This window comes from Ancylobacter lacus (assembly GCF_018390635.1).
Classification (GTDB): Bacteria; Pseudomonadota; Alphaproteobacteria; order Rhizobiales; family Xanthobacteraceae; genus Ancylobacter; species Ancylobacter lacus.
Genome location: NZ_JAHBGE010000056.1, coordinates 1 through 11315, shown reverse-complemented (window position 1 = coordinate 11315; position 11315 = coordinate 1). Strand labels below are relative to the sequence as shown.

At 70.8% G+C, this 11315-nt stretch carries 14 protein-coding genes and 1 tRNA gene; 7 read left to right on the top strand and 8 right to left on the bottom strand.

What is annotated here, in order from left to right; translation table 11 throughout:
• Window positions 1-120: 120 nt before the first annotated feature.
• Window positions 121-576: a hypothetical protein gene (locus KHC27_RS13880; RefSeq protein WP_246519936.1), complete on the bottom strand. Its 456-nt coding sequence runs from the start codon at window positions 574-576 to the stop codon at window positions 121-123.
• Window positions 577-728: 152 nt separating this feature from the next.
• Here KHC27_RS13880 and KHC27_RS13875 point away from each other — a divergent pair, with 152 nt between their 5' ends.
• Complete coding sequence (locus KHC27_RS13875; RefSeq protein ID WP_213339977.1) at window positions 729-1628, top strand: diacylglycerol/lipid kinase family protein; 900 nt, start codon at window positions 729-731, stop codon at window positions 1626-1628.
• Between the two features lie 61 nt (window positions 1629-1689).
• On the opposite strand, the gene KHC27_RS13870 is transcribed toward KHC27_RS13875, so the two are convergent.
• Complete coding sequence (locus KHC27_RS13870) at window positions 1690-2439, bottom strand: SIMPL domain-containing protein (RefSeq protein WP_213339976.1); 750 nt, start codon at window positions 2437-2439, stop codon at window positions 1690-1692.
• Between the two features lie 334 nt (window positions 2440-2773).
• Between KHC27_RS13870 and KHC27_RS13865 the strand changes: the two genes are divergently transcribed.
• Window positions 2774-3085, top strand: a complete 312-nt coding sequence (locus KHC27_RS13865) for a hypothetical protein (RefSeq protein ID WP_213339975.1) — start codon at window positions 2774-2776, stop codon at window positions 3083-3085.
• Window positions 3086-3495: 410 nt separating this feature from the next.
• On the opposite strand, the gene KHC27_RS13860 is transcribed toward KHC27_RS13865, so the two are convergent.
• From KHC27_RS13860 to KHC27_RS13845, 4 genes are all read right to left on the bottom strand, one after another.
• Window positions 3496-4107 (bottom strand): Fic family protein, encoded by a 612-nt coding sequence (locus tag KHC27_RS13860; RefSeq protein WP_213339979.1) that lies wholly within the window; start codon window positions 4105-4107, stop codon window positions 3496-3498.
• Between the two features lie 58 nt (window positions 4108-4165).
• Entirely contained in the window at window positions 4166-4462 is a 297-nt protein-coding gene (locus KHC27_RS22060) for a hypothetical protein (protein ID WP_343210909.1), read from the bottom strand.
• Between the two features lie 108 nt (window positions 4463-4570).
• Window positions 4571-4646 (bottom strand) — tRNA-Ile (locus KHC27_RS13850).
• 289 nt (window positions 4647-4935) lie between these two features.
• Complete coding sequence (locus KHC27_RS13845) at window positions 4936-5271, bottom strand: hypothetical protein (RefSeq protein ID WP_246519935.1); 336 nt, start codon at window positions 5269-5271, stop codon at window positions 4936-4938.
• Between the two features lie 301 nt (window positions 5272-5572).
• On the opposite strand from KHC27_RS13845, the gene arsN2 reads away from it, so the two are divergent.
• From arsN2 to KHC27_RS13820, 5 genes are all read left to right on the top strand, one after another.
• On the top strand, window positions 5573-6454 hold the full coding sequence (gene arsN2, locus KHC27_RS13840) for an arsenic resistance N-acetyltransferase ArsN2 (protein ID WP_213339974.1): 882 nt from the start codon (window positions 5573-5575) through the stop codon (window positions 6452-6454).
• 139 nt (window positions 6455-6593) lie between these two features.
• Complete coding sequence (rpsU, locus tag KHC27_RS13835; RefSeq protein ID WP_213339973.1) at window positions 6594-6842, top strand: 30S ribosomal protein S21; 249 nt, start codon at window positions 6594-6596, stop codon at window positions 6840-6842.
• 193 nt (window positions 6843-7035) lie between these two features.
• Window positions 7036-7245 (top strand): cold-shock protein, encoded by a 210-nt coding sequence (locus KHC27_RS13830; RefSeq protein WP_213339972.1) that lies wholly within the window; start codon window positions 7036-7038, stop codon window positions 7243-7245.
• 107 nt (window positions 7246-7352) lie between these two features.
• Entirely contained in the window at window positions 7353-7580 is a 228-nt protein-coding gene (locus KHC27_RS13825; protein ID WP_213339971.1) for a hypothetical protein, read from the top strand.
• Between the two features lie 596 nt (window positions 7581-8176).
• Window positions 8177-8857 carry a cysteine hydrolase family protein gene (locus tag KHC27_RS13820; RefSeq protein ID WP_213339970.1) on the top strand — a complete coding sequence of 227 codons (681 nt, stop codon included), beginning with the start codon at window positions 8177-8179 and terminating at the stop codon, window positions 8855-8857.
• 89 nt (window positions 8858-8946) lie between these two features.
• On the opposite strand, the gene KHC27_RS13815 is transcribed toward KHC27_RS13820, so the two are convergent.
• Both KHC27_RS13815 and KHC27_RS13810 read right to left on the bottom strand, forming a co-directional pair.
• Window positions 8947-10422 (bottom strand): methyl-accepting chemotaxis protein, encoded by a 1476-nt coding sequence (locus tag KHC27_RS13815; protein WP_213339969.1) that lies wholly within the window; start codon window positions 10420-10422, stop codon window positions 8947-8949.
• Between the two features lie 116 nt (window positions 10423-10538).
• Window positions 10539-10994 carry a hypothetical protein gene (locus tag KHC27_RS13810; RefSeq protein ID WP_213339968.1) on the bottom strand — a complete coding sequence of 152 codons (456 nt, stop codon included), beginning with the start codon at window positions 10992-10994 and terminating at the stop codon, window positions 10539-10541.
• Between the last annotated feature and the right edge of the window lie 321 nt (window positions 10995-11315).

Genomic DNA, 11315 nt, shown 5'->3' with positions numbered 1-11315 from the left:
CCGCGCCCGCGCCGCCGCCGCGCCGCCGGCCGCGGCCCCGGGCCGGCCGCGCGGCCCGCGCCCGGACGATGCTGCGGCGCTGGCTCGGCCGCGCCTGAGGGGCCGGCGCGGAGCGCCCGCTCAGATGCGGCCGTCGACCCAGGCGGTGACTTCCCGCGTCAGCCGGCGGAAATCCCAGAACGCCGCGCCAACCAGCACGCCGGGGATCAGCCCCAGCGCGATCGCGGTGCCGGACGACCAGTCCATCGCGTTGCGGGCGAAATCATAGGCGGTGTAGACCACCAGCGCGGTGACCACCGCGCCCGCCAGCGCATAGATGCGGCCCGGCAGGCGCATGAGGCCGATGGCGATGGCCAGCGCCGCCACCACCCCGATGACCGCCGCCCAGCCCCAGCCGAGCGAGAGCAGCGTCGCGGTCCAGCGGCCGATCATGAAGGAGACGATGACCAGCACCAGCGCCAGCGGCGCCCCCGCCCGCAGCCGCAGGATGGACGGCCTGCCGCGGCGCACCGGCGCCGGCTCGGCCGCCACCTGCCGCCCCGCCGCGCCCCTGTAATCCCCGCTGCCGTCGCTCATCGCCCTGCCCCGCCGCTGAAGAGGGCCGCCTTCATAGCCCCGTCATCTCAAGTGCCCCATCCCTCTGGCGGGCGCAAGGCGCGCCCGGCGCGGGCTTGACGCTGCGGCGCAAGAGACCATCTGCTTAAGCCCACCCAGCCGGCGGAGCGACCATGCGGCGTGTCCTCGTCCTCATCAATGCCAATGCCGGCACCGTGCTCGACCGCGGCGCCGACACGGTGACGCGCCTGATCGAGGAGGAGCTGGGCGACGACGCCGAGGTCGAGCTGCGCATGCTCTCCGGCACGGCGCTGCTCGACGCCATCCGCGGCTCCGCCTCCGGCGACCACGACGCGGTGGTGGTGGGCGGGGGCGACGGCAGCGTGAGCCTGGCGGTGCAGACGCTGGCCGGCACCGGGCGGGCGCTCGGCATCCTGCCGCTCGGCACCATGAACCTGCTCGCGACCGATCTCGGCATGCCGCGCGACCTCGGCGAGGCCATCGCCGCGCTGGGCGATGCCCACGAGACCGACATCGATGTCGCCACGCTGAACGGGCGGGCGTTCCACACCATTTCCGGCATCGGCTTCTTCAGCCAGATGGCGCGGGCGCGGGAGGCCGCCCGGCACTGGAAGCTCGGCCGCTTCTTCATCGTCGCCATCGCCGCCTTCTACGCGCTGCGCCGCTCCGGGCGGGTGTCGCTGGACGTCACCATCGACGGCGAGACCCGCGCCTTCGAGGCTCTGGCGGCGCTGGTGACGGTGAACCGCTTCAGCGGCCCCGGCTGGCGCCGCGCCCGGCTGGACGAGGGGCTGCTGGAAATCCACGTGGTGGAGGAGCGCGGCGCCCTCGCCCGGCTGAAGGCCGGCGCCGACATGGTGACCGATAGCTGGCGCGACAATCCGGGCATCATCAGCCTCACCGGGCACGAGATCGCCATCGCCCGCAGCCGCCGCCGGAGCTGGGTTTCCACCGATGGCGAGCTCGACCGGGAGAAGCTGCCGCTGACCTATGCCGTGCAGCCCGGGGCGCTGCGGGTGCTGATGCCGCCGCGCCCGCCGCGGGACGGCTGAGGGGGTGGCGCTGCCGTCGCGCGCCTCGCCGCGCCGGTCCCGGCGGCGGCGCGGTCGCGGCTCAGCGCGGCTCGATCTCGAACACCGCGCTGACGCTGGCGCGCACCTCGCTCTCGCCCGCCGCCACCGGCACGGCATCCGCCTTCATCGCGCGCATCGCCAGCATCGGCATGGGCGGCGGCATCGGGCCGCCGCTCTCGGTGAGGCTCACAACCCGCACGATCCTGAGGCCGGCGGCCTCGGCGATCATCTCGGCGCGGCGGCGGGCGTCCTTCACCGCCGCGGTCCGGGCGGCGTCCTCCAGCTTGCCGGGCTCGGCGAAGCCGAACTGCACCGAGCTGACCTCGTTGGCGCCCGCGCTCACCATCTGGTCGAGCAGCGCGCCGAGCCCGGCGAAGTCGCGCAGCCGCACGCTCACCGTGTTGCGCACCTCGTAGCCGACGATGTGGCTGGTCTCGACCCCGTCCTTCTTGGTGTTGGCGAATTGCGGCTGCACCGAAAAGCCCACAGTCGAGACGTCCTTCGCCTCGACGCCGGCGGCGCGGATGGCGGCGATGGTGGCGGCGACGGCGGCGTTGTTGGCGTCGAGCGCCTCGCGCGCGGTCTTCGCCTCGCTGACGACGCCGGTGGAGAAGGTCGCCATGTCCGGCACCGCGCTGGCGCTGCCCTCGCCGGTGACGGAAAGCGTGGGCCGGCGCTGCAGCGGCTGGCCGGCGTCCTGCGCCAGGGCGGGCGCGCACAGGCCGGCGGCGAGCGCGAGGGCGACGAGCGGCCGGGCGGCGAAGCGGCGGGCGGAGCGGACGGGAGTCATGGGCTTTCCTTGCACGAGAACCGACTGACGAAGCGGCAGCCAGAGAGCATCCCGCGAAGGCGGCGGCATTGCGGCGGCAGGCGCAGCCCGCGGCGGGACGGCCACGGAGCGGGGGGCTGCGGGACGACCCGCCCCGCACCCCCGCGCCGGCCCGGCCGCCGACGCAACAATTCTACGGGATCATTACGCTACCTCAGCATTTATACCTGCGGCGGCCGCGTCTTCCACAAAGACAACTTGCCTCATCACGCGTTGGTCATGCGCTCGACTTTGCCGGCCGGAACCATCGCGCGGACCTCACGTTGACCCTGCGAACGCAACGGAGACGCCCAGCATGAACACCTCGAAAACCCTCGCCGCCACCCTCGCCGCCCTTCTTCTCGTCGCCTCGCCGGCCATGGCGCAGAGCGGCAGCGGCTCCGGTGGCGGCAACAATGGCGGCGACAGCGGCACCAGCCAGGGCGGCGGCAGCCCCGGCGGCGGCAATAATGGCAATTCGGACGGCGCCGCCGGCGCCGGCGCCAGCGGCGGCTCCAGCAACACCGGCCAGCCCGGCGGCGGCACCGCGGGCGGCATCGGCGGCTCGTCCAGCACCAACACCGGCACCACCGGCCAGCCCTGCCCCAACGGCGCGGTGAAGTGCTGAGCCGCGACACCTCGCGGAACAATCGAGAGCGGGCCCGTCATCGACGGGCCCGTTTTCGTGCGAGCGGGGTCAACTCGGCTCAGAGATGGCGACGCCAGTGTTCTTCGGACACGATGGCGATGGGTAAGTCGGAGCTTTTGCGCTCAAGGGGTGAAACGTTGGTTGTTCTGTTGGGGACGTCGGGCAAACCGTCCATTGTTTTGCCTTAACCCATTTACATTATCGGTAAATTTGACAGGACTACTAAAATCTATAAAATCATAACCTAGCTCAAAGTGGGATACTCACAGAATCCGCATATTGTCGTAAGGGTACAACGCGAACGGCTTCATCTTGATGGTGCTGTGGGAGAGCGGGCTCCAGATGACCGACGCCAAACGAAGAGAATGTGCCTGATGGGAGCGGGTGGACTACTCGATACTGGCGTTCGACGTAACGCCACCAGCCTGCTCATAGATCCCATGAAGCTGCCTCGCCAGCATGTCCGACAGAAGTTGCTCCATCTTCGACACATCGACCCGCCCCTCGCGAAATGCGGCATCTGCAGCATCGAGCGCATCGAAATAGGGATTTCGATTGCTGGTGATCTGATCAGGAATTGTGGGCAACCCTGGCAGCACGGCTTTTAGCCGAATACAGAGCACGACGTAGGAGGTGATGCGCGATGTGCGGCCGTTGCCGTCGGCAAACGGGTGAATCCAGTTCAGCCGCCACATCACATAAGCGGCAAGGTGGATCGGCGTCTTGTCCCAATTGTCGTTCACATAATCGCAGAGCTCTTCGATGAGTTCCGGTACCAGATGCGCGCCGGGTGGCTCATGCTTACTGCCCTCGATCGCCACGCCGGCTGGCCTAAAATTACCGGCATAGCTGCTGATGCCAGCAAGGGCTTCGCGCTGCAGGCCGAGGATATGCGAAAGTCGCAGTTTAAAGGGTTCGCCGCGTTCCAAGGCTGCCTGGATGGTCGCAAGCCCTGCGTCATACTGGCGGAGGCCGTTCAAGGCCTCCGCTTGTGCCTTCATATCGGGATCGGTGATCAGCTCGGCGTCATCGGCGCGGCTATGGCGCTGGGCCGGAGTTTCACTGTTCGTCACGAGCTTGTCTCGCAAGCTTCTCTGCCTGCTCGTCGATCATGCTGCGCGTGATGCGGCCATTTTCGAACGATGTGTTGCCATACGCAAAGCTGCGCCGCTGCTGCTCACGGTGCTCGGCTGAAGGCTCTACGCGCTTGGCTGCTTCAATCAGCTTCCTAAGTTCATTCGTCATTCCAGCCTCCCGCTTGATGCTGATTCCGAAGGGCGCATCAGGGCGCTTCGTCTCGGATTCGGCCTCGCCATCGTGAAGGATGATATAGGGCGCTTTCTGGAAAGTTGCCATTTAGCAAATCAGCCACACTCGCTTCAGTGTCCCACTTCCGAAGCCTGGAAAGAGCAGTGGGACGAAACAAGGAAAAAGCGATGGAAAATCAAAGCCTATCGGCGGATTTGGTAGGCCCGGCAGGACTCGAACCTGCAACCAGACCGTTATGAGCGGTCGGCTCTAACCATTGAGCTACAGGCCCAGCCGGCGGGAGGGGCTCCCGCGCCGGGTGAAACTAGCAAAGCCGGGACGGCGCGCCAACCGGGTCGCTGAGGCCGTCCCCATTCCCCTCCTGCGGCGAGGGTTTTCGCCGCCGCGGCGCGCGAACCGCAGCGCTTCGGCGCGAACCGGGGAGTGCGGCCCGCACGCGCCCCGCCACGCCCGGACCCCTACCGGGCCTTTGCTCCCCGCCGCAGCGCGCCGGCCGCGCCGGCACGGAGGCACGGAGGCACGGAGGGCGGCCGGAGCGGAGGCGCGGCGGCGTCCCCCGCTCAGCGCAGCTTCCAGTACCAGCGCTCCTGGCAGCGGCGGCCGACAAGGCACTGCTTCTGGTCCTGCGTCGGAATCCAGGCCGGGGCGGTGGTCTGCTGCATCATGCAGAAGCGCTGCCCGGTAACGATGCGCTCATAGAGGTCGGGCCCGGTGGCGAGCACCACCACGCCGCTCTGGCGCACCAGCGCGCGGGCCGCCTCGCAGCTCATCGCCAGCGCGTTGGGCAGCGGCTGCGCCGCCGCGGCCGAGATGCCGAGCAGCAGGGCCGGCAGAACCGCGAGCGGCCGCAGCGCGGCAGGCCGGCGACGCAGAAACGACAGGGCGGCAGGGCGCATGGCGAGCCTCGGGCGGGCGGTTTCCTCCCGCCGACAAGCCGAGGCGGCGGGGTAGGGTTCCGGGGGGTGGTTCCTGCCCGTCTTCTCGCTCATTTCCGGCGGCGCGGCCAGCGCTTGCGCGCAGGCGCCGGGCTTACCGTGTCGCGCCACGGGGCGGGTAGAGACCGGAAGGCGCACTTGGCGACGGCCTTCTTGTCGCCGCCCGGCGGCTCCGCCAGTCTATGGGCGGGGGCGCGCCGACCTCACCGTGTGCCCGCACGCCGTCACATCCTCCTGCCTCCAGCCGCGTATCGCTCCGCCCATGGACCTCATCGTCTATCACGCCGCCGACGATGCCGAATCGCGCGCGGCCCTCGCGCTGATCCGCCATGCCGGGCTGGAGCCTCATGTGATCGCGCCCGCGCGCTCACCGCCCGCCCCGGTGCTGCTGGACGAGCTTGCCCGGCGGGCACGCCGGCCGCTGGCGACGCTGCTGCGGGCGGCGGAAACGCGCGGCGCGGGCGAAGGTCTGGCCACGAAAGGTCTGGCCACGAAAGGACTGGCCACGGAAGGTCTGGCCACGGAAGGTCTGGCCACGGCCGGCCGACCGGCCGGCGCCGCGCCGGCGGAAGAGCCCGGCGCCGGGCTTCGCACGCCGCTGGTGGTCTCGCCGCTGGGGGTGAAGCTCTGCCGGCCGGCGGAACGGGTGCTCGACCTGCTGCCGGTGGTGCCCGCGACCGACCTCGACCGGGAAGACGGCGCGCCCTTCCTGCGCGAGGAGCAGGTCGCGGCCACCGAGCCGCGGCTGGCGAAGGCGCTGCGCGAGGCGGGGCTGCCGACGCAGGACCTGCGCGCCTCGCCCGGCCGCTTCTTCGCCTTCCGCACCCTGGGCGGCCGGCTCGTCGGCTATGGCGGCTACGAGGCCTTCGGCCCGGAGGCGCTGCTGCGCTCGGTTCTGGTGCGGCCGGAATTCCGCGGCCGCGGCGCCGGCCGCGCCATGGTGCGGCTGCTGACCGGCCGGGCCGGCGAGGACGGCGCCGAGCGGGCGTGGCTGCTGACGCAGGACGCCGCCGGCTTCTTCGAGCGGCTGGGCTTCGCGCCCGTCGCGCGGGAGGCCGCGCCCGCCGCCATCCGCCAGACGCCGCAGGCGGCGAGCCTCTGCCCCGCCTCGGCGCGGCTGCTGGGCCGCATTCTTCAGGCGTGATCCCCGCCCGGATACCATTTGCAGGCGGCCGCACGCCTTGAGGCTCGCATTTGCGCGCAGATGCCCTAAATAGGGGCTGTCGCCCGCCAATCTCGGCGGGAGTCCCTGAGCGCCCTCCGGGCATCGATTGGAAAAGGTTTTGCAGGTATTCGTCCGCGAGAATAACGTCGATCAGGCCATGAAGGCCCTGAAGCGGAAGCTCCAGCGTGAGGGGCTCTTCCGCGAGATGAAGGCGCGCCGCGCCTATGAGAAGCCGTCCGAGAAGCGCGTGCGCGAAAAGGCCGAGGCCGTGCGCCGTGCCCGCAAGGCCGCCCGCAAGGCCGCCCAGCGCGAAGGACTGCTCCCCGCCCCCAAGAAGAAGCTGCTCACGCCGGGTCGCCCGCGCTAGGCTTTCCGCCCCCGAGAGCGAATAGCCTTGCAAAGGACACATTAGACGCGTAGGGTCACATCATCGATCTTGCACGTTGAACTTTGTTTCGCGCTTCGGCGCTTCGGCGAACTTCCTCTCAAAATCGAGCTATTACGCCACCTCGGAGATTTCGGGGTGGTGCTGTTACACTGTTACCTGAAAGGAATTCGCTATGGCGATCGGTACTGTGAAGTGGTTCAACGGCCAGAAGGGCTTCGGTTTCATTCAGCCGGACGCCGGCGGGCCGGACGTTTTCGTCCATATCTCCGCTGTCGAGCGGGCCGGTATGTCCTCGCTCAACGAGGGCCAGAAGGTCAGCTACGAGATCGAGACCGACCGTCGGTCGGGCAAGAGCTCTGCCGGCAGCCTGCGCGCCGCGTGAGGATATCGCTTCCGGGTCTTGACCACGGATGTACTGGCACTGCCCGTCGAGGCGATTGAGAGAAGGTCGGGGCAACCCGGCCTTTTTTCGTTTTGGAGGACCAGCATTTGGCAAAGCTCACCAAGGACAGTCTGTTTCAGCCCAAGCTTTCGGCCGGCGAGGCCAAGCGGGCCGCCACCGACAAGGTGGCCCAGACCATGATCGACCAGGAAGTCGCCAACCGCGACGCCAAGACCGCCCGGCTGCGGCTCGCCCGGCTGGCCAAGGAAGCCGCCGAGCGGGAAGCCGCCGCCAGCGCCCCGCCGCCGGCCAAGAGCGTGCGCAAGCGGAGCTGACCGCCCCCTTCACCGCCGCGCCGACGCGCCGCGTGACCTGACCTTGACGCCGCCCGCCGCGCCGCCGCCGCCGGGGCGTACCCACGGGCTGCCCCATGCTTGCCCGGCCGGCCATCCCCGGCGCGTTGCTGCCCGGGCGCCCTGAGCCCAAGCCCCGCCGCCCTGCGACGTGGGCCGCCGCCCTCCGCGCCGCCGCCCTCCTCGCTTCGCCCGCACCAGCCGCGCCCGCGCTTCCGCCCAGGCCGGGAGACGCTCCGCCGCGCCCCCGCCGCCCGCGTCGGGCCGCGCGGCGATGCGCGCGCATCGGCGGGGTGAGCCGCCACCCCGCATGAACCGGACGGACGCCGGGGCCGGGGCCGGGCCGACCCGCTGAGTCGAGGCCGGGGGCCTCCGCCCGCCGCCGCGCGGCGCCACCACGGCACCCGGCACCGCCTCGCCCCTCGCGGCACCACCGCACCGATGGGTTCGACGTGCCGTCGTTCGCTCGAACGCGGCGTCGCGATACCACGCGGCGACCGGCACAGGCATTATGCCCTCGCTCCCTGAGTCGGGACCGAACCGGCCCCGCCCGCCGCCCTCACGCCCCCGATGCCCTCATGACCACGATCCCCGCCCGGCCCTATGCGTTTCCCCATGGCGGCGACCTCGCCCCCGCCACCACCGCGCTGCTCATCATCGACATGCAGCGCGATTTCTGCGACCCCGCCGGCTATATCGGCGCCATGGGCTACGATGTCGGCCCGGCGCAGGCGCTGATCCCGCGCATCGCGGCGCTGCGGGCGGCGGTGCGGGCCTTTGGCGGGCTGGTGATCCACACCCGGGAGGGCCACCGGCCCGATCTTTCCGACCTGCTGCCGCAGAAGCGCTTCCGCTCCCGCGCCGGCGGCGCCGAAATCGGCACGCCGGGCCCGCTCGGGCGGCTGCTGGTGCGGGGCGAGCCGGGCTGGGACATCGTGCCGGAGCTGGCGCCGGCCGCGGGGGAGCCGGTGGTGGACAAGCCGGGCTTTTCCGCCTTCCACGCCACCGATCTCGACCGGCTGCTGGTGACGCGGGGCATCCGCCATCTGCTGCTGTGCGGGGTGACGACGGATGTCTGCGTCCACTCGACCCTGCGCGAGGCGGTGGACCGCGGCTATGAGCCCCTGCTGGCCGCGGACGGCTGCGCCGCGACCATCGCCGCCAATCACGAGGCGGCGATCGAGATGATCTGCGCCGAGGGCGGCATTTTCGGCGCGGTGGCACCCTGCGCCGACATTGTCGCGGCACTGGCGCGCTGACGGCACGAAAGGGGCCGGCGACGCCGGCCGGGGCCGGGCGTCGCCGGAAGGGCGGACCGCAAGCGGGGGGAGCCGGTGCCGCCCTTAGCTCATTGCGCGATGAGAACCTTCACCTCGCTGCGCAGCCGCTCGGCGAAGCCCACGATCTCGCGCGAGACGCCGGCGATCTCGGTGGCCGAGCCGCGGATTCGGCTGGAGGCCGACGACACCCCCTCGATGCTGCGGCTGACCGATTCATTGGTCGAGGCCTGTTCCTCGACCGCCGAGGACAGCGCCACGAACACGTCGCGCAGGGTGCGGACATTGCCGGTGATCTCGCTCACCGCCTGGGCCGCGGCGCCGCTGGCGCGCTGCACCGCGTCGACCTGATTGCTGATGTCCTTGGTGGCGTTGGCGGTCTGCAGCGCCAGCGCCTTCACTTCGGAGGCGACGACCGCGAAGCCCTTGCCGGCCTCGCCGACCCGGGCGGCCTCGATGGCGGCGTTGAGGGCGAGAAGGTTGGTCTGCGAGGCGATCCGCTCGATCAGCGCGGAAACGTTGCCGATCCGCTCGACGCTCTGCACCAGACCGCCGACCAGCCCGTTGGCCGAGGCCGCCTGGTCGGCGGCCTGGCTGGTCATGGAATTGGCCCGGTGAATCTGCTGGCTGACCTCGTTGAACGAGCCCGACATCTGCACCGCGGCGGCGGAGACGGAGGCGCTCATGTGCTCGCTCTGGGCGGTGAGGCTGGTGAGCTGCTGGCTGGCGTTCTCCATCGCGGTGGAGGTGCGGGCCATGCCTTCGATGACGCCGTTCACGCTGTCGGCCACACGTACGGAATCGGTGACCAGGGCCCAGGTGAGCATCGGCCCGTCATAGGAGCCGTCCGGCCGCGTCAGGGCGGATACGCTGAGGTTGAGCGTCTCCGGGCCCACCTTGATCCGCGCGGTGTGCGGCAGGCGCGAGGCATCCGCCAGCATGGCGCGCTGCATCTCCGGCTTCTTGTGGAAGACGTCGATGGAGGAGCCGATCAGCTCCGACGCCTTGATCGGCAGGTACTGCTCGATCCGGCGCAGCGTATCGAGGCTGGTCTTGTTGGCGTAGTCGATGGTGAAGCCGTCGAGCCGGCAGGTCATCACGTTGATGGGCATCTGCTCCACCATCTGGAGCAGCCGGCGGTACTTGTTCTGCGCGGTCACGGCCTCGGTGTCGACGCTCCAGACCACCTGGAGATGGCTCAGCCGGCCGCGGCCGTCGCGCAGCGGCACGATGTCGAAGGTCAATACCTCGCCGCCGACCTCGACCGTCTGATGCAGCGGCAGTACGCCGGGGCGGGAAAGGCGGTCGCCGGCCGGGCCGATATCGAGCCCGAACAGCGCGAGGCTGGCGCCGACGAGGCCCTCGGCCGTCGCCGAGAGCGCCCGCCGGATGTCGGAGAACAGCGAGAGCGCGCGCGCATTGGCATAGCGCACGAGGCCGGTGGTGGGATCGCACAGCAGCACGGCCGACGGCAGGTTGTCGAGCAGCGCGGTGTCGAAACCCAGCGGTTGCGGCCGCCGCAGCGCGTGAATAGAAGCGGAACTCATCGATATCTCCGGATCGCAAGCACCTCATGCCGCCGCGACGGAGGAGACGCTGGCCGACGTAAGCAGCCGGAGCTTGCTCCGGGCTGTTCGGGCCCGGCGGGCCGCCATGCGTTGCCTCAGCCGTCGAGGCGCTCGCCCAGCACGGTAAAGGCCGCGGCACCGGCCCCGGTGCGGCACACCACGATGTCGAGCGCCCGGCCGTCGGCGAGCACGAGCACACCCCGGCCGGCATTTTCCACCTCCAGCAGCGTGGCGACTTCGCTCTCCAATGTGCCGGCGGCCGCGTCGGCGAGACGATAGCGCGCCGTCGCGGCGGCGAAGCTGCGGGCCCGCAGCCAGCCCGGCGAAGCCGACCCGGCCTCGGCGAAGGCCCGTTCCGCCGCGGCGGCGGCCGGCGCGGGACGGCACGACTCGGGCGCGCACGACTCGGGACGGCACGACTCGGGCGCGGCCACCGCCCGGTCAGGCGCCGCCGCCACGGCGGGGCCACGCGCACGGCGCGCGGCGAGGGACGCCAGAATCGGCGCGAAAGTCTGGAACGGCACGACGTCCGAGAAGCCCGGGAATGCCATCACCCGCTCTCCCTGTTGACCACGCCGGGACAAGCCGCGCTCCGGCGGCGACGTTCCCATGCGCCGGAGCCCGGCGCGCGGCATGGCTAACGGCCGGTGAATGCGGGGCGCCGCGGCGACGGGGCAGGCCCGGCCGCGGCGCCTTCCGATCGCCGGGCGCTTCAACCGCAAGGCTCTTGCGGCGGCGGGGCAACGGACCCACAAAGAGCCGCCTTTCCTCCCTGCCTGCTGGAGCCGCTGCGGTGCTGAACGTTACGCGAACGGAATTTTTTGGTCCCCGCCGTGCGCCGGTTGTTTCGGGGGAGGCGATGGTGGCGACGT